Annotated in this window: 24 protein-coding genes; 4 read left to right on the top strand and 20 right to left on the bottom strand. The window is 37.5% G+C overall.

Going from position 1 to position 26,023, the window contains the following annotated elements:
• Positions 1-5 precede the first annotated feature (5 nt).
• The 4 genes from AC6CH7_RS25980 to AC6CH7_RS25965 form a co-directional block, all read right to left on the bottom strand.
• Positions 6-1,007, bottom strand: coding sequence for an aldo/keto reductase (locus tag AC6CH7_RS25980; RefSeq protein WP_498265472.1), 1,002 nt, complete (start codon positions 1,005-1,007; stop codon positions 6-8).
• A gap of 80 nt (positions 1,008-1,087) precedes the next feature.
• A complete protein-coding gene (locus AC6CH7_RS25975; RefSeq protein ID WP_498265471.1) occupies positions 1,088-1,996 on the bottom strand; it encodes a helix-turn-helix domain-containing protein in 909 nt (302 codons plus the stop codon).
• 93 nt (positions 1,997-2,089) lie between these two features.
• Positions 2,090-2,662 carry an NADPH-dependent FMN reductase gene (locus AC6CH7_RS25970; protein WP_498265470.1) on the bottom strand — a complete coding sequence of 191 codons (573 nt, stop codon included), beginning with the start codon at positions 2,660-2,662 and terminating at the stop codon, positions 2,090-2,092.
• A 46-nt stretch (positions 2,663-2,708) separates the two neighbouring features.
• Complete coding sequence (locus tag AC6CH7_RS25965; RefSeq protein ID WP_498265469.1) at positions 2,709-4,217, bottom strand: GNAT family N-acetyltransferase; 1,509 nt, start codon at positions 4,215-4,217, stop codon at positions 2,709-2,711.
• 178 nt (positions 4,218-4,395) lie between these two features.
• Between AC6CH7_RS25965 and AC6CH7_RS25960 the strand changes: the two genes are divergently transcribed.
• Entirely contained in the window at positions 4,396-4,698 is a 303-nt protein-coding gene (locus tag AC6CH7_RS25960; protein WP_498265468.1) for a hypothetical protein, read from the top strand.
• Positions 4,695-5,351: an ATP-binding cassette domain-containing protein gene (locus AC6CH7_RS25955; RefSeq protein WP_498265467.1), complete on the top strand. Its 657-nt coding sequence runs from the start codon at positions 4,695-4,697 to the stop codon at positions 5,349-5,351. The genes AC6CH7_RS25960 and AC6CH7_RS25955 overlap by 4 nt, the downstream gene beginning before the upstream one ends.
• 31 nt (positions 5,352-5,382) lie before the next feature.
• Here the strand turns inward: AC6CH7_RS25955 and AC6CH7_RS25950 are convergent, their stop codons facing one another.
• The 11 genes from AC6CH7_RS25950 to AC6CH7_RS25900 form a co-directional block, all read right to left on the bottom strand.
• Entirely contained in the window at positions 5,383-7,941 is a 2,559-nt protein-coding gene (locus AC6CH7_RS25950) for a DUF5686 and carboxypeptidase-like regulatory domain-containing protein (protein ID WP_498265466.1), read from the bottom strand.
• Between the two features lie 184 nt (positions 7,942-8,125).
• Complete coding sequence (locus tag AC6CH7_RS25945; protein ID WP_498265465.1) at positions 8,126-9,391, bottom strand: sensor histidine kinase; 1,266 nt, start codon at positions 9,389-9,391, stop codon at positions 8,126-8,128.
• Between the two features lie 5 nt (positions 9,392-9,396).
• A complete protein-coding gene (locus tag AC6CH7_RS25940) occupies positions 9,397-10,770 on the bottom strand; it encodes a sigma-54-dependent transcriptional regulator (RefSeq protein WP_498265464.1) in 1,374 nt (457 codons plus the stop codon).
• A 20-nt stretch (positions 10,771-10,790) separates the two neighbouring features.
• The gene (locus AC6CH7_RS25935) at positions 10,791-11,975 is read right to left on the bottom strand and encodes an ABC transporter permease (protein WP_498265463.1); all 1,185 of its coding nucleotides are present in this window, start codon (positions 11,973-11,975) and stop codon (positions 10,791-10,793) included.
• A gap of 33 nt (positions 11,976-12,008) precedes the next feature.
• Positions 12,009-13,244 carry an ABC transporter permease gene (locus tag AC6CH7_RS25930; RefSeq protein ID WP_498265462.1) on the bottom strand — a complete coding sequence of 412 codons (1,236 nt, stop codon included), beginning with the start codon at positions 13,242-13,244 and terminating at the stop codon, positions 12,009-12,011.
• Between the two features lie 20 nt (positions 13,245-13,264).
• Positions 13,265-13,930 carry an ABC transporter ATP-binding protein gene (locus AC6CH7_RS25925; RefSeq protein WP_498265461.1) on the bottom strand — a complete coding sequence of 222 codons (666 nt, stop codon included), beginning with the start codon at positions 13,928-13,930 and terminating at the stop codon, positions 13,265-13,267.
• Between the two features lie 23 nt (positions 13,931-13,953).
• A complete protein-coding gene (locus tag AC6CH7_RS25920; protein WP_498265460.1) occupies positions 13,954-15,426 on the bottom strand; it encodes a TolC family protein in 1,473 nt (490 codons plus the stop codon).
• 10 nt (positions 15,427-15,436) lie between these two features.
• Positions 15,437-16,684, bottom strand: coding sequence for an efflux RND transporter periplasmic adaptor subunit (locus AC6CH7_RS25915; RefSeq protein WP_498265459.1), 1,248 nt, complete (start codon positions 16,682-16,684; stop codon positions 15,437-15,439).
• 143 nt (positions 16,685-16,827) lie between these two features.
• Complete coding sequence (locus AC6CH7_RS25910; RefSeq protein ID WP_498265458.1) at positions 16,828-17,223, bottom strand: (deoxy)nucleoside triphosphate pyrophosphohydrolase; 396 nt, start codon at positions 17,221-17,223, stop codon at positions 16,828-16,830.
• Positions 17,224-17,233: 10 nt separating this feature from the next.
• Positions 17,234-17,911 (bottom strand): pseudouridine synthase, encoded by a 678-nt coding sequence (locus AC6CH7_RS25905; RefSeq protein ID WP_498265457.1) that lies wholly within the window; start codon positions 17,909-17,911, stop codon positions 17,234-17,236.
• A 43-nt stretch (positions 17,912-17,954) separates the two neighbouring features.
• Positions 17,955-18,260, bottom strand: coding sequence for a hypothetical protein (locus AC6CH7_RS25900; protein WP_498265456.1), 306 nt, complete (start codon positions 18,258-18,260; stop codon positions 17,955-17,957).
• Between the two features lie 264 nt (positions 18,261-18,524).
• Here AC6CH7_RS25900 and AC6CH7_RS25895 point away from each other — a divergent pair, with 264 nt between their 5' ends.
• Positions 18,525-19,163, top strand: coding sequence for an NAD(P)-dependent oxidoreductase (locus AC6CH7_RS25895; protein WP_498265455.1), 639 nt, complete (start codon positions 18,525-18,527; stop codon positions 19,161-19,163).
• Positions 19,164-19,204: 41 nt separating this feature from the next.
• Here the strand turns inward: AC6CH7_RS25895 and AC6CH7_RS25890 are convergent, their stop codons facing one another.
• Positions 19,205-20,407 carry a DUF763 domain-containing protein gene (locus AC6CH7_RS25890; RefSeq protein ID WP_498265454.1) on the bottom strand — a complete coding sequence of 401 codons (1,203 nt, stop codon included), beginning with the start codon at positions 20,405-20,407 and terminating at the stop codon, positions 19,205-19,207.
• A 217-nt stretch (positions 20,408-20,624) separates the two neighbouring features.
• Between AC6CH7_RS25890 and AC6CH7_RS25885 the strand changes: the two genes are divergently transcribed.
• The gene (locus AC6CH7_RS25885; protein WP_498265453.1) at positions 20,625-21,482 is read left to right on the top strand and encodes an EamA family transporter; all 858 of its coding nucleotides are present in this window, start codon (positions 20,625-20,627) and stop codon (positions 21,480-21,482) included.
• On the opposite strand, the gene AC6CH7_RS25880 is transcribed toward AC6CH7_RS25885, so the two are convergent.
• The 4 genes from AC6CH7_RS25880 to AC6CH7_RS25865 all read right to left on the bottom strand — a co-directional run bounded on the left by AC6CH7_RS25880 (position 21,479) and on the right by AC6CH7_RS25865 (position 25,837).
• Positions 21,479-21,724, bottom strand: coding sequence for a hypothetical protein (locus AC6CH7_RS25880; RefSeq protein ID WP_498265452.1), 246 nt, complete (start codon positions 21,722-21,724; stop codon positions 21,479-21,481). The two genes, AC6CH7_RS25885 and AC6CH7_RS25880, sit on opposite strands and share 4 nt — an antisense overlap.
• 127 nt (positions 21,725-21,851) lie before the next feature.
• Positions 21,852-23,720, bottom strand: a complete 1,869-nt coding sequence (locus AC6CH7_RS25875) for a M1 family metallopeptidase (RefSeq protein ID WP_498265451.1) — start codon at positions 23,718-23,720, stop codon at positions 21,852-21,854.
• Positions 23,721-23,767: 47 nt separating this feature from the next.
• The gene (locus AC6CH7_RS25870; protein ID WP_498265450.1) at positions 23,768-25,117 is read right to left on the bottom strand and encodes a PhoH family protein; all 1,350 of its coding nucleotides are present in this window, start codon (positions 25,115-25,117) and stop codon (positions 23,768-23,770) included.
• A 105-nt stretch (positions 25,118-25,222) separates the two neighbouring features.
• Positions 25,223-25,837: an outer membrane beta-barrel protein gene (locus AC6CH7_RS25865; RefSeq protein WP_498265449.1), complete on the bottom strand. Its 615-nt coding sequence runs from the start codon at positions 25,835-25,837 to the stop codon at positions 25,223-25,225.
• Positions 25,838-26,023: the final 186 nt, after the last annotated feature.

Genomic DNA, 26,023 nt, shown 5'->3' with positions numbered 1-26,023 from the left:
AAAAACTATTTACCTACCAGCTTCATTGCCCCTTCACTATAGCGTTCTCCAGTATTCGGATAACGGAGCAACAGTTCATCAATAGCTTTTAAGTCGTTGGCAGATAACGTAAGGTCAACCGCCCCTGCATTTTCCTCAAGGTACTTTCTTTTCTTAGTACCTGGGATAGGAATTACATCATCGCCCTGGGCCAGTACCCATCCAAGCGCGAGTTGTGCAGCGGTACATCCTTTTTCCTGTGCCAGCTTTCCAAAATCATGCGCAAGCCCCTCATTGTTCTTTAGATTATCTCCACTATAACGCGGGAGTGTTTTACGGAAGTCAGTAGCATCCAGCTGCGCTACATTTAACGCGTTAGTTACCAAACCTCTTGCCAGTGGGGAATAAGGGATAAGTGAAATCCCAAGTTCACGTACAGTACTTAATATGTCACCCTCCACATCTCTGGTAAGCAGCGAATATTCACTTTGCAATGCCGTAATTGGATGTACTGAATGTGCCCTACGGATTGATGCAGGCGATGCCTCGCTCAATCCAAGATACCTTACTTTGCCCTCTTTTACCAGCTCTGCCATCGCACCTACCGTTTCTTCAACAGGAACATCAGGATCTATCCTGTGTGCATAATACAAGTCAATCGTATCTATTTTCAAGCGTTTTAAGCTATTTTCTACAGCAACCTTCATCCATTTAGGTGAACCATCAAAGTAAGTTCCTGAGGCAATACTTGGTCCTGCAATGTCATCTTTAAATCTGAATCCAAACTTAGTAGCAATAAAGACCTTATCTCTATTTGGCACTAAAACTTTAGAAATCAATTCTTCATTGTTTCCATTTCCATACATGTCAGCAGTGTCCCAGAAATTAATTCCAAGATCAAGCGCTTTATGCAGTGTTGCAATACTTTCAGTATCATCAACCGGACCATAAGCAAAGCTCATTCCCATACAGCCCAAGCCTATTGCCGATAGCTGCTCTTTTGTTTTACCCAAATTCCTGTATTTCATATCTTTTAGATTTTATGATCCAAAATTACCTCATTACCACCACCTGTAGTTTAAAGGATTCAAACAGATCATTATAAAATTCAAACAGCAACATTTCTAATCTCCTTTGGTGTACGCTGGGTTTGTTTTTTAAAAAAATTATTAAAGTAGGCCGGATACTCAAAGCCAAGCCCGTAAGCTACCTGGGACACATTCCAATCTGTATGCTGCAACAAAGCGATCGCTTCTTTTACAATTCTGGTTGAAATATGTTCGGTAGTTGTTTTGCCTGTAACCTCTTTAACAGCACGATTAAGGTGATTAACATGAACGGAAAGATTTTCAGCATAGTGATTGGCAGTTTTCAACTGAAGTGCCATTTCCGGTGTATCAATAGGGAATTGTCTTTCTAGCAATTCCAGAAACAAACCTGCTATCCGTGAGGATGCGTTGGTGTTTTTCTCAAAACTCTCTGCTGGCTGCAATTTCAAGGCTTCGTGGATAATGAGGTGCAGGTAATTGCGTAACAGATCATACTTATGAATATAATCTGAATCCATTTCAGAGATCATTTTCTTGAAAATAGCTGAGATTTCTTGTTGTTGCTCATCATTGACAAAAAATATTGGTGACCCTCCTATTTTAAATAACGGGGAATCCTGTAATGTTCCTATTTTTTCATTAGGGTGTATAAACGCCTCTGTAAACAAACAGAACCAGCCTTCCTGATCGTTAGATGCCGCTTCCCAGGAATATGGAATTACGGGATTTGAGAAAAGTAATGCAGGGCGATCAATTTCAATCCATTTATCGGCATAGTGCAATTTACCTTTACCTATTATGAGTGATACTTTATAAAAATCACGTCGTATGTAAGGCGCATTGTTGAGGCATGATCTACGTTCAAATACATTAAAATGCCCTGCGCCAGCATTGTGAAGTGAGAGTCCTAAAGGATTTGCCTGTGGTACCCGGCTATAAAACTCTTGTACAGATTCAATTTGTTCCATTCAACAAAAAATTATAAAATTCAAACGGATATAAAGTTGCAGTTTCTTACAATTTGCTCCGTCGCCTTCGTGTCATTAAATACCGCCTGCCATTTAATTTACTAAAAATGGTGCCTCAAGTGTATCTACATCCTTAAGTACAAGATCTGTTAATGATTTGATAAGCCTCTTTACATGACCTAAGGTTAACTGATTGATTATATTACCCTGTTCATCTATTTTATTTTTAATACCAGGAATTAAAAGCTGTGTATCTGCCGTCATTTTTGACTCAATAATTAAAAGTGTCCCCAATAATGAGGCATGCGCTTTTTCTCCAGATAATGACGCGGTGATTAGTGCGACGGGTTTTTTAGAAAATTCCATTGACGAAACCGTCCAGTCAATTGCATTTTTTAACGTTCCAGGTACTCCCATGGCATACTCAGGAGTACAGATCAATATTGCATCTGCTGCTTCAAGATGCTTTCTGAAATTAGCAACTTGAATTGGTGGTGTTTCTAGATCGAGATCAGGATTAAAATGAGGAATATCAGATAGTCCTTCAAAAATGCTTATTTCAAAAATATCAGAAGCTAATCGCCCAATTCCTTTTATCAGATTAAGATTAGAAGAGGTTTTTCTTGTGCTTCCGGAAATGGCTATTATTTTAATTTTATCTATCATTGTTCTTACTGTTTGTTAAGGATTCATTACAGCCCTCAAATTAACCCTATTTAAGTAATTTAACCTCATAAAGATCATTACGTCTATCCTTAAGTATTCTAACGGTACCGAAATGATGAATTTCATCAAGCAGGTGAAGGTCAACATCTACCACTAACATCATTTCTGTATTGGGTGTTGCTTCAGCTTTAACAGCATTGGTAGGAAAAGCAAAGTCAGAAGGTGTAAATACTGCCGATTGCGCAAACTGAATATCCATGTTGTTTACCTTAGGCAGGTTCCCTACACATCCGGCAATAGCTACATAGCATTCGTTTTCTATTGCTCTCGCTTGTGCACATCTTCTTACTCTGGTGTATCCATTTTGGGTATCAGTAAGAAATGGAACAAATAAAATCTGCATTCCCTGATCTGCATAGATGCGGCTCAGCTCAGGAAATTCCACATCATAACAAATCAAAATCCCAACTTTTCCGCAATCGGTATCAAATACCTGAATTTTATCACCCCCAACCATACCATAGTATTTCCGCTCATTCGGAGTAATATGAATCTTCCTGTATTCCTCTGTTTTACCGTTTCTGTGGCAAAGATAGGTGGCATTGTATAGCTTATTGTCTTCTAGTATTGGCATACTGCCCGAAATAATATTAACGTTGTATGAAACAGCATATTCCTGAATTTTAATAACAATCTCTTGGGTAAGTTCTGCCAGCTTGCGCATAGCTTCCATTTCTGGCAGGTGATTATAAGGCTGTAAAAGCGGAGTATTAAAAAACTCAGGGAACATGATAAAGTCAGATTTATAACCGCTCACAGCATCTACAAAAAATTCTACCTGCTCATAAAAAGCATCCATGGTAGGGAAAAGACGCATTTGCCATTGAACCAAACCTATACGAATGGTTTTTGCAGATCTTGCCGAAGCATCAACTCCCTGATAATAAATGTTATTCCACTCAATTAGCGTTGCAAATTCTTTAGATTCATGATCACCTGGAAGATAGTTTTTTAATACCTTTCTAACGTGAAAATCATTTGATAATTGAAAGGTAAGAGTTGGATCATATAGTTCCTTAGCTTTTACTTTATCGATGTACTGTCTGGGGCTTAATGTTTCAGCATGTTCATGATAGCCAGGTATGCGTCCGCCGGCAATGATGCTCTTTAAATTTAAGCTTTCGCAAAGCTCCTTTCTGGCTTCATAAAGCCTGCGGCCTAAACGCAGACCACGATATTCAGGCGAAACAAAAATCTCTATTCCATATAATGTATCACCATTTGGATCATGGGTAGAAAACGTATACCTACCGGTTATCATTTGATAGGTGTGCTTATCTCCGTACTCATCATAGTCTACTATAATAGATAATGAGCAGGCCACTACTTTCTCGTCTACTGCAATACACAACTGGCCCTCAGGAAATAATTTTAATAGTTTAGCGATGGTTTGCTTGCTCCAGATCTGTCCTCCTAGGGTATCATATGCCTGTTCCATAGATTCCTTAAGGTCGTTATAATCTTCAAGCGTCAATTTTCTAATTTCAATATTCATGAGTACGTGTTGTTATACTTGCGAGTGCACATAAATAGTGCCTGAAATTGTATTGTAAAACAGAATTACCCGCCCTGCAAAGCCACATTCCAAGAACTTCTTACTATATTTAGCAAGCTGCGATAGATTGAATTTGAACCAGCCTAATTACACAAAAACCATTCAACCAAAAGATAAAATGTTAAAAACTAAAACATTAAGACTGATGTTCACTTTTTACATGAGCTTTTTCACTACGGCTTTTGTATTAACTTTAGTCTCAGCGTACATGCTGTCTAAACTTGGTTCAGAAGCTTTCACTTTAATATTTTGGTTTAAAATGATTAGCTACGGTATAATTGTCTATTATATAAATAACTACAAGAACAAGGAATTTTATTACTATCAAAACCTGGGAATACCTAAGCTTACTTTATGGATAGGTACCTTAACCTTCGACTTCCTGTTATTTGTTGCACTTTTAATTTATGCTGTTAAATGATCCATAAACTTGAAGCCGACAGCATATTCCTTGAATTTGGTTCAAGAAGGATCTTATCTGATATTTATTTAAAGTGTGAAACCGGCAAAATAACTGGATTGCTTGGCAGAAATGGAAATGGTAAAACATGTTTAATGAACATTATCTATGGCAATTTAAATGCTAATAGTAAATCCATTCGCTTTGACGATTTAACGGTTCAGGCTGCCTATAAGAGGCCTGATTTACTATTGTATCTTCCTCAGTTTAATTTCATACCACAAACTTTAACTTTAAAAAGGGTATTCGCCGACTTTGATCTGGACTTTTTTGAATTCGAAAACCGTTTCCCAGATTTTAAACCAAGCTATAAAAGCACCTTAAAAAGTTTATCTGGCGGCAACCGAAGACTAGTTGAAGTATATATTGTACTAAAGGCAAAATCTAAATTCGCCATGCTGGATGAGCCTTTTTCACACCTGAGCCCGATAATGATTGAGGCTGTCATGGAACTAATGAACGAGGAAAAGAAAAATAAAGGATTATTGGTTACAGATCATATGTTCAGAAACATAATTGAGATCAGTGATAATCTTTACGTTTTAACAGGAGGAAAAACCCATCTGACAAAAGCCGTTGAGGAACTTGAATTTTTGGGATATGCAAAGGTTTAGCACTACTCGTTATTGATAGGCTATATCACGCTTAGAAATCAAATTTCACTCTTGCCCGGATTCCCCATTCAGAAACCATTGGATTATCAAGATAAGTGAAGCGTTTTACAAGATCAACCCTAAGTAATTTAAAGATATTTCCTACACCTACGCTACCCTCAATATAAGGATCTCTGCTTAATGAATTTGTGATAGGTACTCCATCCTGATTAAGCACAAACTGCATTGCACTATTATTAACCGCAGGGTTGTTTTCGTTGCGCAAACCACCATATAGTGCCTTGAATGACATCACCTCTCTTAACTTCAGCTTTTTTAGCAATGGCACCTTATTAAAAAAGAAACCATTAAAGTTTTGATCTATGTTTATACTTGCGTAATGATCACTAACAAACTCTAAAAAGTTCATTAGGTTGTACGATTGCAATTGATAAGCATAAGTTTGATTCGCTCTGTGAATAGATAACAGCGGAAAAGGTACTTTACCTAAAATATAAGCACCTTCGAGTGTTACATCAGTATATCCAAGTTGAGATAGGTAAAAACGTTTATCAACGCTTCCCATGAAATTATGATAGTTATATTCACCTCCTAAAACTCCCTTTATGCCTGCAGTATATCTGAAATTAAAAACAGGATACTTGTCCACAAGTGGGGTGCGGTACACCTTGCCCTGATAAAACTTTTCGTGTGGTGCGTACCTTAACTGAAGTGATATTTCTGATGTACTGATCGAGTTACTCTTAATTAAATTATTGTCTCTTGAACTTGCGAAATACAACGATCCAGCGGGTGTTTGATTCCATTTACGCAAACCAAGGCTATAAGAGAAGTGATTTTCAAACTCATGCACATAGTCTAATCTGTAAAAATCATTGTACAACATCATATCATTCTCTCCCCTTTTAAAGGATAATAAGAAATTATCTTCTTGTACAAATTGCAATTCCTGACCTGGTATTTTTGTATCTCTCTGGAAACTTGCCCTTAAATAGTTTTGGGGAAAAGCATAAATAGATTTATTATTTAACGAATAGGTTCCGCTTAAGAAATACTTCCATTTGGTATCATTAAAACCATAGGCCGCATATGTTTCAAAGTAATAACGTTTACTAAGCGCTGGAGTAGTTCTTCCCCCTAAACGCAAACGAAAACCTTCAACACTGTTAAAACTGTAAAAAGTATTTACAGGCCCCATTTCAAAAGGTCCAAAATCTTTATAACCAGCAAAGAAAAGCGTAACTATATCCATTGTTCTTTTGAAAGACGGAATGGTTTGCAGGGTATCTAAATTACTGTAGACTTTTAAATTTGTAGCACTAAGCGCCTCAGGACGGTTATCGGCCCAAAACTCGTCTGATCTCTTAGTCGCATCGACAACTACCTCAGGAACTGCCGATCCGTAATATGTAGTATCAGGAAGTGGCTTATTGATCTGATAATCTTTAAAATTCACAGTTCTTTCACCAGTAAACCCTGTTCCACCTTTTTTACTTAGGCCAAAATCAACAATCAGATTACTTTTACTCAAGTGATAACGCTTATCTGGATTTTGCTCAAAGTCGAGCTTAGCTTCTAAGGCCCTAACGAAATTCAAATTGATATTTTTATTTACAGTAAGGTAAGCGTTCTGAACAGCATAATTCCCGTCTAGCGTAATGTATAACTTACCTTCAAACAAGAGGTCAGTATTGTTTCTTGGCATAAATGAAAGCTCAACCAACTTTGGGTTATGATTTTGAATGGTATCAGTAATGAAAAACTTATAGAATGTAGGTGCCCCATCTGCAATTGGACTTAACAACTGGTTACTTACTACCGAAATATTGTTATCATAGATATCTATATCCTGATACATTCTATCGAAATAAGTGGTTAGCCCCTGGTTATCGATAAAACGTTCATCAAAGTTAACGCGCTTATCAGCTACTATAATGGTTTTAAGTTTTTCGGGACTTTTGCGGAAGTAATTGTTCGAAAGCTTCTCTTGTTGAAATACCGGAAGCATGGTTTTACCACCGATTTTAGTAGAGTCCTGCTCCTGGAACAAAAATTTATAATTACGGAATATCCTTTTGTTTTTAAACTTATCAGAAAGGTTACTCATAGAAAACATCATCCTTTCGTATTTCTTGTATTCAACGAAATCGTAATGATCCATACGGTTCTTAGGTTTATTAGCGATAACATTTCTAATAAGCGCAACAGCAGGGTTATCCTTATTCTTATATTTTGGTTTTTTTCCTGCCGTAATTACCACTTCATCCATTTGAGTAGTTTCACTCTGCAGCTGCACATCTATTGTTTGCGTTTTGCCTGGAATAATTGTTTTTACAACTGATTTGTAACCTACATAACTAAATTTAACCTGTGTATGGTCATCACTAATAGTAATACTGTATTGACCGTCAGCATCTGTCCTGCCACCCTTTTCTGTTCCTGTAATTAGAAATGAAACATATGGTAAAGTTTCTTTGGTTGTAGCATCCGTTACTGTACCGCTAACCACCGTTTGCTGAGCTTTTGAAGTAAAAGCAAATGCTATCAGTAAAATAACAGTTCCTATATATTTAAAATATTGATGTTTCATTATGTATTTCATTTACCTTGATCCCGCCAACGCAATGGTATTACCGGATATACTTATTCAGGATGTCGGCAAAGGTACATCTCAACTTTTGAATATTATACTAAAATAGTCAGGATAAAGTCTTCAACCAGATGTTATGACATCAAGATGAAAAAGCAAAAAAATAAAGTTTGTAAATAGTTGATTAATTGAGCTGAATAACAAAATCTGTTTGCCCAGGTTGTAGGGTTTTTAATGAAAACAAAAAACCATGATTGAGCAATATCTCTCTGACCAGGGTCAAACCAATACCCTGCCCGTCCTTCTTCGTGCTAAAAAACGGACTAAATAGCTGTTCGCTTAAGTCCTCTGATATTCCCCTGCCGTTATCAGTAATTACAAGCTTCTTTAATTTAGCGTCTAGACCAAACTTTACAACACCCTCTTGACCAATAGCTTCTATGGCATTCTTGACAAGATTAATCAGTACTTGTTCCATTTGCTGTGAGTCGGCCGAGATATAAAAGGGAGCATTTGGCAAATCAAACTCAAAGCTAACGCCGTTTTCTTTCGCATTGATAAGCATAAAATCTGAAACTGAATAAATTAAAGCAGTAAGATCAACCTGAAGTTTGTTTACAGGTGTCAGTTTTACCAAATCTGCAAAATTCCTCATGAACAGATTTAGATTCTGATTTCTGGCAACAGCAACGTACATCGCATTCTTTAAACTCGATTTATCTGCAGAGGTCCAAATATCATCGGTATCCAAAGCCATATTAATGATAGAATTCACAGGCCCAACTGTATTATTTACCTCATGGGCCATCATCCTGATCACTTTACCATAAGCATTTTTTTCTGCTTCAAAAATCTCAGCAGTTACTTCTTCAATCATCACAAACATTCGAGGAAAACCCCTATCTATAAAATGAGATTTCTGAATCTTATAGGTATTTAAACTGCCAATTCTCATCGTTTTAGACTCACCCGCCTTAAGTGGCTCAAACTGAGTTAAAAGTAATTCAGGGCTTGTGCCCAATATTTCTTCCGCTTTTGGGTTAATCTGCTTTATATGATTATCGTAATCAAGTATAACGATACCCGTGGGTGATGTGTGGATCAGTTTTTCTAGAAAAAAGTGCTGTGCTTCCTGTTTTGTCCTTTCTTCCCTTAATGCATCCATCATTTGATTGTATACATCTATAAGCTCATCTGTTTCTTTCTTTCCTGTTGGTAAAAACTTAACATTAAAATCACGATCATTGATCGCACTAATCCCTTCCCTAAGATAATTTAAAGGTTCCACAAGCTGCTTATAAAGCCCTATTGATATCACCACCGAAATAATAACCAAAACCTCAGAAACAATAAAAACTATCTTATTCTTCTCCAGAATAAGATAGCTAAGTCCTAAAAAGACAAGATGAAGAACAACAATAAAGAGGATATACTTAGTCTTTAACTTCATTCAGTTTAATCTTCGGCTTCATTAAATGGAATCTGATACTTCTCAAGTCTACGGTATAGTGAATTCCTTGTTATCCCAAGAGATGCAGCGGCTTTGGTAATCTTGTTTTGATGAAAGCTCATTGCTCTTTTAACCATTTCAATTTCCATCTGTTCAAGTGTAATACTGCCTACACCGGGCATTTGTACACTCGCCTTTTTTGAAGGAGACAGATCCAATTGCGCTTTAAAATCATCTATACCAAGTTCATTATTTTTGCTCACTAAAATAGTCCGCTCTACCAGATTTTTCAGTTGCCTTATATTGCCTGGTAACTCCAATTGCTGAAGCCACTTCATTGCGCTGACCGATATTGATAATAATGGTCTATTGTAGATTTCTTTAAGATTATTAATAAAGAAATCCACCAATAAAGGAATATCATCTGATCGTTCACGTAAAGGTGGTAAATTAATGGTGATCAGGTTGATGCGATACAACAAGTCTTCTCTGAAAGTGCCCGCACCGACCATTTCATTTAAATTTTTATTAGTTGCACACACCACCCTGACGTCCACTACTTTACTTCGGCTGCTACCCAGTACTTCGTATGTTCTGTCTTGCAACACTCTTAACAATTTAACCTGACTGCCGGCTTCCAGCTCTCCTATTTCATCTAAAAAAATAGTCCCTTTGTTAGACATTTCAAACCGACCTGTTCTGTCGAAACGTGCATCGGTAAACGCTCCACGAACATGACCGAACATTTCACTTTCAAACAATGAGGAGGATATCCCCCCAAGGTTAACCTTTACGAAAGGCTTATTCCGACGTGAACTATTCTCATGTATTGCCTCGGCGATCAGCTCCTTTCCTGTACCACTTTCTCCAAGTATAAGCACTGATGCATCAGTTGGTGCAATCTGCCCTATGGTTTCAAGTATAGTAAGCATCTGAGGATCTTCAGCAATAATTTGCTTAAAATTGTATTGCTTATCTAATTGTTTACGGCTGCTATTTTTTGTTTTAGCAGTATTTAACTCAAGTAATGTTTTAACTGATTGCAAAACATGCTCATTATTCCATGGCTTATTTATAAAATCATTAGCGCCAAGCTTCATACCCTGAACAGCTAGTTGGATACTTGCCCAACCTGTAATCAAAATCACGGGAACATTGGTATCAATTTCCCTAATCTTGCTAAGTAGTTCCATTCCCTCCTTTCCAGTGGTATCAATTGAAAAATTAAGATCAAGAAGAATCAGTTCCGGCATTTGCTCTTTGATGATATTTAAAGCCTCTATGGCAATATCTACCCCCTGAACCTTATTACCCACGTTTTCAAGTAATAAAGTTAAAGAAGTTCTCACAGCAATATCGTCATCTACAATCAGTATCATATACAAAGTTAATATAGTTATTATTCTTCATGCAAAGCAATAGCAGGATGTATGGCGGCAGCCTGTCTGCCCGGATATAGCGCACACAGGATTACGAGAAGATAAATGAATGCTATGGCCATTATTAAGGCAATCAGGTACACCTGTGTCGGCACATTAAAAACATTTAATAAAGGAAACTGGACGGCAAAGAACACGCCGACTGCCAGAGACAGCGTGGCCAGTAATACGGACTCTGCAACCAGCTGGTTGGCTACAGATGAGCCACTTGCCCCTATTGCACGTCTCAAACCTATTTCGCTACGTCGCTGGTTAATATTGTACCACAGTACGCCAAACAACCCCAATGCCACATTAATGATCAAAAATCCCGCAATGATACTGCAAATAATAACAGGAATAATGGTATCACCATTTTTCGATTCCCTCATTTCGCTGAGGTGTTTGATCTCGATATTAGAATTCGGAATTGTCCTGGCAAGCAATTTGGAAAGACGACTTTCAAAGGCAGCATCTGCATCTTTTGATACTTTAATTAGCATAATGCCCGCCCACTGAAACGTTCCCGAATCAATCACCTTATACATACCCTGACCTGAAGGCCAAAAGTCACCACCACTTTTTATATCAGCTACCACCCCAATGACTTTTGATTTATTGTTATCATCCTTAGCTCCAAGTAATTTACCGATAGCTGACTGTTCGCCAAACATTGCCTTCTTCAGCGTTAAATTGATCACGATAGGGTTGTTTTTTAAAATGCGGTCTTCTCTGTTAAACCAGCGACCTTCTACAATCTTGGCGGACAACACTTTAGCATAATCTTCATCTACCTGATAAAAATTGACAGGGTCATATTTTTTGCCGTTATATTCCGAACCAACCGTGGACATACTATTGGAATAAGGATAATTGTGACTGGAATAACTAAGTTCTTCTATTTGCGGCAAGCCAGTTAAAGATGATTTAACCTGGTTGTAAAAAGTAACCAGCGTATCATTATTTTTGGTTTTAAGCGGATTGTTATAGGATATCGACCATACTTTTTTATACTCAAAACCTGAAGGCTTAATATAATTGAGGTAGTAAAATACGAACATAGAGAATACCGCGAAAATTACCAAAAAGGAGATCAGTATTTCTGAGAGGAACAGGACATTGTGCTTCCTTTTGTTCCATATTAGTGTAAATAAGTGTTTAACCATGATAATGTCTTATTATTGATTTCAAATATTGAATTACCTTACCTTCAATGCGGAAACTACGTTGAGCCGCGACATTCGCCAGGCGGGGTATACACCTGAAAGTAAGCCGAATAGCAGACACACAAATAGCCCCAGCGCCAGTACGGATAAGTTGAGTGACAAGTTGAGGTCAGGCGTATAACCCGACTGATTGAAAATGTAAATCACCACATAAGAAAGGACTATTCCAATAAGGCCACCTAAAAGTGTCAAAATGATGTTTTCTACCAGAAACTGATAGATCAGCGTTCTGGAGGAGGCGCCAAATGCTTTCCTGACCCCAATTTCAGAAGACCGCTCCATGATCCTCGTTATATTTATGTTGACGAGATTGATGGTTGGCAATAACAGAAACAGCAGCAGAAAAGCGTTCACCATAACCAGCATTTTACCAAGGCCCACCGCGTCATCGCTGCCAAAGAACCGCCTTGACAAGTCTTCCCACGGCGTATCGGCATGTGCATATAATTTATCATATTCCTTATCTAGCGGAATCTTATCCACCATCTTCTGGTATTCGGCCCGGATTGAAGGCATATCCGCTTCAGATTTAGCGAGCAGGATCACGTTGAAGTTGCCCATTACGCCCTGGTCATCGTACCCGGTTTTTGACACGGTATATGGCAGATAAACTTCTGCCTGGAAATGACGATTAGTTCTGGGCACTCCGCGTACTACACCATTTACCCGATAGTTGACGTTATCCACTTCAATGTTTTTCCCTACCACATCTTGCTGATCACCAAAATAGGCCTTTCTAGTCCGGTCGGAAATAATGGCTACCCGTTCGGCATTGTCTATCTGCCGCTTAGTATAAGCTTTGCCAGACAGAAAATCAAAGCTTGCTACCTCCCAATACAAATCGTTAGTATACTTAACTTCCAGCAAGATCTTTTTATTGTTAACGTAAGCATTGGTATTGGTACCTGAAGTATAAAATGCAATCTTCTCAGGCTTTTTCAACGTAGACACATATTTTTTTACGAAGTTGTAAGACGCCGAATTACTATTGATCCATCCCTTCTTCGTGTTTTTAAGTGTTACACGCTGCACATAAAGTGAGCGTTCCCTGTTGTAATCCGGATAGGCCGGACTCATGACATTCTCCAGCAATGCGGTTGACGTCATCACTATCGTAAGGGTAAAACTAATCCCAAACAGACTTATGAAAGTAAAGAACTTCCTGCGGCGAAGTACCGCTATGGCTATTTTAAAGTAATTTTTGAGCATAATAATAGATACTAAATGAATTATTGAACTTGTGAACCGTCAAACAGCCTTACCAGACGATGGGTCTTGTGCGCCATATTTTCGTCATGCGTTACCATGATGATCGTTGTGCCTTCATTCTTGTTCAGATTGATTAGGATATCCATGATCTCATTGCCCATGGCACTGTCCAGATTTCCTGTAGGCTCATCGGCCAGAATGATCTGTGGACGGCCTACAATAGCCCTCGCTATGGCTACACGTTGGCGCTGACCACCGCTTAGCTGGTTTGGAAAGTGCTTAATCCGGTTGCTCAATCCTACTTTTTCCAATGCTTCAGTTGCCAGTTGCCTGCGTTCTTTTGCTGATGAGGTCCGGTATAAGAGCGGCAGCTCTACATTATCCAGCACCTGCAGGTCATTGATCAGGTGATAGCTCTGAAAGATAAAACCCAGTTTCTGGTTCCTGAATCTGGCCATTTGCTGATCGCTGAACCTCGAAGTATCCTGATCATCTATCTTAATGCTCCCTTTTGAAGGCTCGTCCAGTAGACCTATGATGTTGAGCAGGGTACTCTTACCGCAACCTGAAGGCCCCATAATAGACAGGAATTCACCTTTAGCAATATCCAAGGTAATGTTGTCAATAGCCAGTGTTTCAACCGTATCTGTCCGGTATACCTTTTCAATATTTTGTAAACGTATCATAATGTATAATTAGTAATTAAGATTTATTTATAAGTTATTTTTTCATTCTTTTCAAAATCATATAGCGATAAGTACCTCAACTGGTAATAGGCTCCCCAAAAATCTCTTAACGAAGCCACATAATCTCTTTTGGCTCTGTCACTTTCCTGAAAGGCTATGCTCAGATCTGTTATACTCAAATTGCCTAAAACATAGCGTTCACTTGCAATTTGATATTTTTCAGAGGCAATCCTATCGGCCTGTGCGGTTAACTCTAATTGCTCTTTCATCATGTTAAAAAGTGTTACCTGTGTTACTATTTGTTGCTTAAAGGTTTGCTTGTCCTGTTCTACCTCATAAATAGTAAATTGCTGATTCGCCTCTGCTGTTTTGGTTCTGGATTTAGATCTTCCCCAATCAAGAACCGGAATAGCCAATTGCAACTCAACAGATTGTTGACTTTTAGGTGATCGGTAAACATCTAGTATATGACTTCCCGCACTAGAGAAGCCCAGATTAGCTTTTAGGGTAGCTATAAGCCCATTTTCTCCTTTAGCCTTAGCTACATCCCGCTTTGCTTCAGCAATACGCCTTACAAAGGCTATGGCATCAGAGCGATTTTCAAATGCTTCTATTAAAACTCTTTCCGAAGATACCTCAACACCTTTCACTGCCTCTGGCATTGTCAGCACAATCCTATCATCACCTTCTATCCCAGCATAGCTTCTTAGATTCAGCGTTGCAATTTCCATATCTCTTTTAGCGGTTCCTACAGCTTTTTTAGCATTTACCTGCTCCAGTTGCAACTGCAGGATCTCATTTTTAGATATTTTTCCCAATTCAAATTTAGTGTTGGCTATTCTTAAGATGTTGCCCGTATTTGTATAATTAGTCTCTGCAATATGGAGATTTACCTGAGCAAGTAACAGATCAAAGAAATAACCGGTAACTGTTACGGAAATTTGTTCCTGGGATTCTATATAAGCTTGTTTACTCTCATTGTATTTTAAGGGTGCTATTCTTTTATCCCATTTAAGGCTGTTAAACTGTAATAAAGGTTGTATGTACCCAATACCATAAGGAGTACCGTTATACAACACATTGTCCCTATCAAAATCAGTAAAACGTTGCAACTGGGTGGTACCATAAATAGTACCACCTGTTGCGGCCAAACTCTGACTAAAATCGAGCGTTAGTGAAGAATTATCATTTCTTATTGGCTGAAAAGCTACTGTTCCATTTGGTTGAAGTACCTGAGAATATGTTTTATTGTATCCTGGTAAAATGCCACTTAAAGCTAACTGAGGCTGGTAATTAGACTTAAATGTCCGCCACTCCCAATATTTGGTTTCTTTAACTGTAATGGCTTGTTTTGCGGCTATTGAATTGGCTTTAGCTTTTTCAACTACCTCGCTTAAAGTTAGTTTCAAAGTGTCGGCGGTATTTTTTAATTCTATACTACTGCCCCAAACGTTAAAGCAATACATGATCATTAGGGTGGTGAAACTGATTTTCATACGCTTATGATCAATTAGTGATTGAAATTTCTTTTGAATACTCATACTTGCTCATATCGGATGTGATCACAGTCTCGCCTGCCTTTATACCACTAATGATCTCTATGTAATCAAAATTGCTAAGTCCCGTTTTTACATTTCTTCGTACTGCTTTGCCATTATTCAACACAAACACCTCTTGCTGATTTGAGCCTTTAAAGGCTGCTCCGTTATTCACCCGAATCACCTTATTTCTGGTTTCTGTAATCAGAAAAACATCAACTTTCATATTTGGTCTGAGCAGTTTATTGTTCTTTTCATCCAGCTGAACCTCAAATGAAACAATTGAGTTGTTTACTGCCGGAGAAACACTCACAACAGATCCTCTAAGTTGAACATCATTTACTCTGATAATGGTGGTCATATTATTGTGAAGCTGATCTGACATATTATCAGATATACTGCCTGCTACCTTATAACTGCTCAAATTTGCAATTCTTGCCAAAGATTCACCCTCTTTTATACTGGCTCCAATATTTTTATTAACCCATGTTACAACACCTTCACGTGTAGCAATCACATTTGCCAGATCAAGCTTACGCTTTAAGGCTTGCTGATCGTTTTTTTGGATAGCCAAAGCAATCTCAGCCTCCCTGATCTCTATTTTCATGGTTTGCTGCTTGTTTTTAATTTCATTTTCAAGCTGCTGCTTTTCCAGTTCTGCTACTTTTAAATTTAACTGGGCTTGTTCAATATCTTCTTTAGTCCCTCCGCCGGCTTTGTATAACCTCTGGGCACTTGCTACTGCATCTTTAAAATTTACAATGCGTAGTTGTTTAATGTTATTGTTGGAATTGATGTCGTAAAAGGTTTTCTCGAGATCAAGCTTTAGTTTTCTGATTTCGTTTTCTTTGGATTCAATTTGAAACTTTAGTTTATCAAAATCAGTTTCGGCAGATGATTTATCAAGAGTAAGAATAGATTGCCCGGCTTTTACCTTTGTACCTGCATCCATTAATACATTTCTTACAGCTGCATTTATTGGGCTGGTTAACACTTCTTCAAATTCTGGCAGTACTTCTCCTGTAGCATTTATTGTATTTTCTATATCTCCCGTTTCAGCCACCCCTGTGGTAAATTCGGCAATAGCTATCGAAGGTTTAATGTAAGCACGTAAAGTGAATATCCCCGCAATCATAACTGTCACTATTATGATTACAATTATCCTGGTTTTCCTCTTTCTTTTTACGGTAACTTCTTCTTCAATTGATTTGTCCATTGGTCGTTTGTTTCGACATAGCTTTACAACTCAAATACCAAACTTAAACAACTAATAAACAGGTAATTAAAAAAATAAAAATCCATAAAAATGCCCGATATCAAACTAAACGTTCGATATCGGGCATTTTTAAGTGATACTTGTTAAATCGTATTTAATGAGTTTAAATAATTCTCAACTATAGGAACATCTGCTTCAGCCCAGTCTTGATCTAAAAGCTCAGATGAATTTAGCCATCGGTATGATGCGTGCTCTCTTAATTCAATAGAACCTCCAATAACTTTACAAACAAAAGGGATCAGATTAATTGAAAATTCAACATAATGATGGATGTTCGCAGACATTTCAAAAAGAATTTTAATATCCAGGTTTAGCTCCTCTTTTATTTCCCTTACTAGACATTCCGAAGGTGTTTCTCCTTTTTCAATTTTTCCTCCTGGAAATTCAATCTTCAACGGCAATTTCATTGATGCACTGCGCTGAGTAACCAATACGCTATTGGCATCATCCACTATTATGGCGCAAGTAACATTAATCATGATTATTTTTTTACCATTTCATTAATTCCATCACCCTGGTAAACTCCTCTTGAAGAGGAGCTTTAAGGTGAATTTCTTCATTGGTTACCGGGTGCTTAAATATAAGTTCTGATGCATGCAACAACATTGTTGTCATTTCCCATTGCTCTTTAAACAGCTTATTTTGTTTATTGCATCCATGTTTACGGTCGCCAATTATAGGGTAGAAAATATGGGCAAAGTGTTTTCTAAGCTGATGCATTCTTCCTGTTGTTGGCGTAGCCTCTACTAAGGAATATCTTGAGGTGGTATGTTTACCAAAGGCAACATCCAACTCAGCCCTGTTTAAAGTTACGAAAGCTGTAAAAGCATCCTGAATGGTTCCATTTTCTTTTGCAAGAGGATAATCTATATCCTGGCTATCGGGTGCATACCCTCTAACAATCGCAAGATATTTCTTTTGAACCAAGCCATTTTGAAATTGCTGATGCATTGCTATTTCTACATCCTTTTCAAAAGCAAATAATAGCAAACCACCTGTTTTTCGATCCAAGCGATGAACCGGACTAACATGTCTGTTTACCTGATCTCTTAAAAGTTGTAATGCAAATTCTTTTGCATCATTAGCAATCGACGAACGATGTACAAGCAAGCCATGAGGTTTATTAATCGCAATTAAATGGTCATCCTGATAAACAATTTCTAGCATTTAAACTTTTTTTGGCGAAGATAACCTTTTAAACTTTCCTGTTCTATTTGGAAGTAACTTCTTCTACCTCTATTAGGTCCGGACCATTTTCAATAGGATAACCATCCACCTTTGTCCCTTTTAAGGTAACCTCCTTATCTACATAAGCATTTAAATCAACCTTACTACTTTTTAATGCATAGGTTTTAGCGTCCACTGTTAAAATGTGGGTACCATACTGGAATGTGGTCATCCCTAACTTTTCAATTTTACCGCTTAACTTAACTAAGCCCTTACTTCCAGCCTGTTTCGCTGTGTTACAGCTTACCGTGGCAAATCCAATAAACAATAGGAATAATATTTTTTTCATAACCTTAAGACGTTAAATTTTTCAATTATGCTACAAATAACAATAATTAAAGATAGTGAAATGTTGGGACCTAATGATTTACAGCCAGATTATTTATACATTTGAATCATATTAACATTAGTTACATATCTAAATAGGATTACCAAAAATCCAAACCTATAGCGGGAAGGCTATTTTATTGCCTTTTTTCTTACACTATAATCAATAATCATATTCCTAATAATATTTAGAAAGAATTATTCTTTTCACAATAGAATTTTAAAAATGACTAATCATATAAAAGTCGCCCTAATTGGCGCAACTGGTAAAGCTGGAAGCTACCTACTAAGCATACTATTAAATCAAGGTTATTCCGTTAAAGCATTAATCAGAAATCCATCATCTTACAATTACATACACCCCAAATTGGAAATTGTAGAGGGAGACATAAAAGAATTAGAGACAGCGAATGACCTTATTCAAGACTGTGGAGTTGTGATAAGCGCTCTAGGACAAGCAAAAGATGAACCTCCAATAGCAAGTGTAGCGGCACAAAATATCTTAAAGGCTATGAATAAGCAACAGATCAAAAGATATATATTCTTAACCGGATTGAATATAGATGTTCCAGGGGATAAGAAAAGTATGAAAACAATTCTGGCGTCCACATGGATGAAGGAAACATTTCCAGTATTTGTGGCCGACAAGGAGAAGGCTTTTGAAATAATAAAAACAAGTGGTTTAGATTGGACTATGGTGAGGTTGCCATGGATTGAGCAGACGGGTGAAGTAAGGAATCTGATTGTAAGTCTGGAAGACAATCCTGCCGAAAAGATTAGTACAACAGATCTGGCACATTTTCTAATAGATCAGATCTCAAAAACTGATTTTATTGGAAAAGCGCCATTTGTAGCAAGCCGATAAAATTTAAAATTATGAGGGTTAAGCTATTTTCCCTCATAATTTTAAAACAGATTCAGTTGTCCGCCATTTGGTGGTTTTGCATCGCCAAAAACTGTTTTACCACCGTATTTCCATGAGTCATTTCTCTCTTTTTCTATAAGCTCTTCAAAATTATCATTAGGAATAGAGTCCTTTTCAACTTTGAAAGATAGTTCACTCAGCTTTTGTATAGCGTGAAGCTTATCTGCTTGGTCGATCTTTGCTTTATAAACTGCTTTGCTTAGTACATTAATGGTTTCATCATAAACATTTAAGGGTACTGGGAATGGATGCCCATCCTTACCTCCATGCGCAAATGAGAAACGGGCCGGATCAGTAAATCGAGAAGATGTACCATAAATAACCTCACTTACTAATGCCAGTGATTGCAAGGTTCTAGGTCCCATTCCCTCAAGTAGCAGCAATTCTTCAAAATCGCGAGGGTTCTTTTCATGACTTAACCAAAGCATCGCACCCAAACGTTTAAGATCCACATCCTTGGCTCTAACGTCATGGTGGGCCGGCAAGACGAGCTTACGCACTTCTCCTATCATTCGTTCTGGATGCTCTGTTGTCATTGATAACAGAGCATTACGGGAAGGTAATGCTTCTTTGGCCACAAGATTTAAAATTTGTCCCTGGTTTTTCCCACAAATACCGGTATGAGGTTCATCCACAAAGGAATTTAGTGATGACGAATGCCAGTGATACCTGCGTGCAGTCGAACTTCCATCTCGCATTCCCTGTTGTACAACGGTCCACAATCCATCCTTGTTTACAATAAAGTTGTGCATATACAACTGAAACCCATCTTGTAAGGCTGTATTATCAACCTTGGCACTTAGCTTACTGCTACGCACTAAGTCATTGCCATTTAATCCGGTACGTTCTCCAAATTTAAGTAGCTCATCAGGAGTTTGTGTGGATTTTTTGCCCTTGCCTCCACAAATATATATGCCCAATTCTTTATAATGAGGATTAACTGAGGCCTTTAAAGCGCCCATAACGGAAGTGGTAATTCCAGAGGAATGCCAATCCATACCCATCACTGCACCTAAGCTTTGGAACCAAAAGGGGTCACTTAACCTCCGCAATACTTCAGCTGTACCATACTCGATAACTATTGCCTCTGTAATTGCCAATCCCAAACGCGACATACGTTCTGCCAGCCATTTAGGAACATATCCATAATGCAAAGGTAAATCAGCCGTCCCAGATCTTTTCATTACTAACAAAATTAGCAAAATATTACTAATAATTCAATTTAACATTTCTTAACATCTGCCTATTACAATCCACCTTATATTTGTGGTATAAATATTTGGTTAGTATTTATAGTTTAGGTTTAGTTGATAAATAAAAAAGCACCGATGGATTTCGGTGCTTTTTTATTTAATCAAATCCTTAAATTTGCAGGGTTATCCCCGCCCTCACCATTTATCAATGAGCACCAATAAATTAATAAATATACCACCCCTCCCTGCCGTACTATTGTCTATAATTAGCGTTCAGGCTGGGGCCGCAATCGCCAAAGGATTATTTCCTGTACTTGGGGCAACCGGTACTGCATCTGTGAGAATTGGTTTATCTGCAATTATTTTGGTGGGAGCCTACAGACCAAACCTGAAACGTTTCACAGCAGTACAATGGAAAGCTGTTATCCCTTATGGTATATCACTGGGTTTAATGAATGCTATTTTCTATATGGCCATAGAAAGGATCCCGCTGGGTCTGGGCGTTACGCTCGAATTTATTGGGCCTCTTTTATTAGCTGTAAGTGGATCCAAGCGTGTATTAGATTTCTTTTGGGTGTTTTTGGCTGCAATAGGTATAGCGTTTATTGCTCCCTGGAATGAAAAAGGCATTGATTTAATTGGTGCATCACTAGCATTGCTTGCAGGAGGTTTTTGGGCAGGCTACATTCTTCTTGGAGGGCGAATAGCTAAAATTATGGACGGAGAACAAGCAGTGGCCGTAGGCATGATATTCGCCGCTATTGTAGTGGTTCCTTTTGGCTTTGGAAGCGGAGGTTTAGCCAATTTCACACCGATTATGATTTTAAGCGGTGGCGCGCTGGCATTGTTATCAAGTGCTATTCCATTTACTCTGGAAATTGGTGCCCTTAAGAAATTACCAGCACGTACTTTTAGTATTTTGATGAGCCTTGAGCCAGCGGCTGCAGCATTATTCGGGCTAGTGTTTTTAAAAGAACACCTCACCCTACATCAATGGTTGGCAGTAACTTTTGTAATCATTGCAAGCCTTGGCGCCACCCTAACTAAGGGTAAGAAGAACCTTTAGCTTGCCATTGGAATCCTACTCTTCGAAACCACCATTACAATAAGAGATCGCTGCTGTTCGTCGCGGAAATTGATTAAAAAATTCTTATTTCCGTTATTTTTGATCAAACTTGTTAACCTTGGAAACATAATCGCTAATGATTCTACCTGTTTTATATCATCGCTATCTACAATAAGAAACTGAGAAGAAGCATCATTCTTAATATGTTCTATATTTTGGTGAAAAGGGTGTAATGAATCCATAATATGATTAAGTTGAATTGATTAATAAACTGCTATTTAATATATAACGAGATTAATTGCTATTCCGCTACAATTAGTTCGAATTATATTAGTTTAGTTTAGACAATTACACTTTCAAGTTATTACATTACTTTAAAAACTTATCTATCGCCAGATAAGTCATAGGATGATAGTTAGGCCTTGCTTTTTTGTAAATCTGTTTGGCTTTTTTTAGGCCTTCAGGCGTTTTCATCATTTCTTTATACAAAGGAATGATGTGCCACATTCTTCCATTCTCTATTAAATAATCTTCTATTCTTTTATTGGCGACAGTGTACTGGTGGCGAATGGCCAATGTATACCATGCCAACTGAATATCAGTATTATTAGAACCGGTAAAGTTAAACTGACGATCTAAATCAGCCATTCGCTTTGCAGTCATTTCTGGTGACAACAGATTGATAAAGAATCTCTTCTCATTACTTGTAACGATTTCTTTAGTCAAAACTGAAGTATCTGTCAATTCATTTTTATTCCACGCTGATGTTATATGATCAATTTTAGCGAACTTTCCATCTTTACTCCACAGGCCTTTAGAATAAGCGATATTTGATGGTATACCTGGCCCATAAACCCAATCATTTACCTTAATTTTCTTCTCAAGACCAGGGCTAGGTTTAATTAGATTCTGATTCAGATACGCTAGAAACTGTTCCGTAGAAACAGATTGAAAAGCATGACCATCAAAATAACCTCTTAAAAAAGCATCAAATTTTTCTCTCCCTACTGCCTCTTCAATTGTACGCAAAAAGAAATAGCCTTTTTCATAAGCAATATCATTAGTACCCTCATCAGGATTTCTTCCAGTATAATCAGTTTTCAGATAAGTATCCTTACTGGTATCTCCCATTTCTTTTACAGCATCTTCCAAAGCCTTTTTCGCAAATTCCTCCTGCATTTCGGCTTCCTGCTTGCCAAAAATCTCCTCATCTATTCTGCGTTCAAAGTAATTGGTAAAACCTTCGTTAAGCCAGAAATCATTCCATGTAGCATTTGTTACCAGGTTACCGCTCCAGCTATGTGCCAATTCATGGCAAATTATACTTACCAAAGACCTATCGCCGGCGATAATTGTTGGGGTAATAAATGTCAGATTAGGATTTTCCATACCCCCAAAAGGAAAACTAGGGGGCAATACAAGCAAATCATATCTTCCCCACCTGTATGGGCCGTATAACTTTTCAGCAGCATTTACCATTTTACCCATATCAGCAAATTCATATACCGCTTTTGCCAATACCGATGGCTCAGCATACACCCCTGTCCGTTTATCTACTGCTTTAAATTCAATATCACCAACGGCTAATGCCAATAAATATGAAGGAATAGGATGAACTTGTTTAAAATGATAAATACCTGTGCTGTTTTTTACTTCAGGATTCTCCGCACTCATTAGCGCCAGCAAATCATTTGGAACTGAAACGGTTGCATTGTATGTAAACCTTATACCTGGACTATCCTGACAAGGGATCCAGCTGCGTGCAGCAATACTTTCTGACTGTGTAAATAAATATGGACGTCTTTTACCGGCTGTTTGGTGTGGGTTTAACCACTGCAAAGCACTTGCCTGCTTATTGGTGGTATAATAAATAGTTATCAACTTTGTTTCAGGATTAATAACCACTTTTAATGGTCTTCCTAAAAACTCCTTCTCCTCACCATAGGTAAATGTGGTCTCCTTTTCCTCTGCACCAAGAGTGATTTTTGAAATATTGAGCTGGCTATCATCAAAAATAATCTCATTTGATTTAGCCTTATTGTCTATTTTCCAAACTGCCTTTCCACTAATCTGTTGATTCTCAAAATTAACTTTTATGTCCAAATCCAGATGTTCAACTACAGCTATAGATGGTTTTGAAAAAGAGTGCGGATCTTCAACAAGCTGACTCGCAGCTTCTTCTTTTTGTTTACAGGACAATATCATCAGAAATGGAATGAACAAAATTAAATTCTTCATCAGAACAGTTTTTTTAAACATAATAACCAGTTAGTTTATTATTCAATTTACAATAAGTCGTTTGCAAGATTTGCCAGTTCGCTACGTTCGCCCTTATCTAATGTAATGTGTGCATATAGTGGATGGTTCTTTGCATTTTCTATCAGGTAAGACAAGCCATTACTCTCGGCATCAAGATAAGGTGTATCTATCTGATATATATCACCTGTAAATATGATCTTGGTATCTTCTCCTGCCCGCGAAATTATTGTTTTTATTTCATGCGGAGTTAAGTTTTGTGCTTCATCAACAATAAAAAAGATTTTAGAAAGCGTTCTTCCTCTAATATAAGCAAGCGGAGTAATTACAATTTTACCTGTAGTTACAAACTCATCTATCCTCCCTTGCATCTTTAAATCATGATTATACTGCTCTTTAATGAACCTCAGATTATCCCATATTGGTGCCATATAAGGATCTATCTTCGATTTAGCATCTCCTGGCAAAAAACCTATATCCTTATTACTTAATGGAATAATTGGCCTGGTCACATAAATTTGCCTATAATCTTTACGTTGCTCCAATGCACTGGCAATTGCAAGAAGTGTTTTTCCGGTACCTGCCTTACCCTGAATAGTTACCAGTTTAATTTCCGGATTAAGCAAAGCATGTACAGCAAAAGATTGCTCATGGTTTCTTGGTGAAATATTAAAGATTTTTTTTGAAGCTACCGGATATAAACGTTGCGTTGTAGAATCGAACCATGTAGTTGCAGTTTTCCGGCTATTTTTTAATATGCAGAAATGATTTGGAGATTGGGGCACGATATCCAGTAATTCAGTGCTAATGCTGCCTTCAGTTTTAAGTTCCGCAAAAAGTTGCTCCGGAACTTTAGAAAGAACTGTTTTACCGGTATAAAGTTCATCTACATTTTTAATCTTTCCAGTTTCATAATCTTCGGCATACAGTTCAAGAGATTTTGCCTTTAAACGCAGACATATATCCTTTGATACCAGTACCACTTTTTTCTCTGGAAATTCTTGCTTTAAACTTAAAGCAGCATTAAGAATACGATGATCGAACTTGCCGGCGCCAAAAATAGCTTCAGCATCGGCATGATCAGGTTTATTATCCATCACCACTTTAAATCGCCCACTTTTAGTCCCATTTAAAGGGATCCATTGGTTCATTATTTTATTACCCGAAGCATTATCCATAAGACGAATAAAACTCCTGGCCTCTGCATTACGTGTTTCATTACCATTTTTCATGTTATCAAGCTCTTCTAGAACCTGAATTGGTATGGCTACATCATGCTCCTGGAAATTATTGAAAGCGTTATGATCGTATAAAATAACAGAAGTATCGAGAACAAAGATCTTCTTTTGTAACGAAGGATTTTTAGCAGTTTTACTCATGACACCTAAATTTAGCGATTTTTACGCTCGATACGAAATAACAAAAAAAGAGGCTGTGCCAATCAAATATTTTGCACAACCTCCAGTTAAAATTTGATATTGAATTTAGAACAATAAGTATATTTTAAATCCTAAATCATTGATAAACCCTTGCGTTGTCAGGTTAAAATTAGTTTGTTTATTTTCAGTTACAGTGGCATCATTAATTTTCTGCTTAAAATTAAAGTAACTGGCATTTGCAGATAACAAAGTGGTTTCGAAAGCAAATCTTTTAGATACAAACCAGGTAAGGCCACCGTATACCCCTAAAGAGTATTGATTAGACTTGGTATTACCATTATACGACTCAGGATTTTCAGATTTCTGAGTCGTATAGCCATATCCAGCCTTACCACCTGCATATGCATATAATTTTTTTATCAGGGGATAATATTCTTGATAAGTAAGATTCCCACCATATGATTTTGTATCAATGCTATTTCCATTACCCTCCCCATACTGTAAATCAATTCCAATCCTGGTGTTATCTTTAATGAACAATCCATAACCAAGCGAAAATGAACTTGTTTTTGATTTATTCTCTTCAGAAGGTTGATCAGAATATTCAGTCTTATTGGTGGATACATTCACTCCCAATCCTAAAGTGCTGGTACCTTTTGTTTGGGCATACCCGCATAGGGAAGCCAATACTGCTACTGCAGTTAATAGTTTCTTTTTCATTTGTGTGTGTGTTTAAGAACTAAACTTAACGATATACAATGTCATTACGAAATATTTATTTTCATAATTTGTAACATAATTAAGATGAAGATCAATTATATCTAATGGAATAGCTATAAACGAGAAATTTTCCAGAAAGGCTATAAACACAAAAACCCTGCAGATAAGATCTACAGGGTTCTGATT

This window comes from Pedobacter sp. GQ55, assembly GCF_059758925.1.
This window is presented reverse-complemented; position numbering and strand designations above follow the sequence as displayed.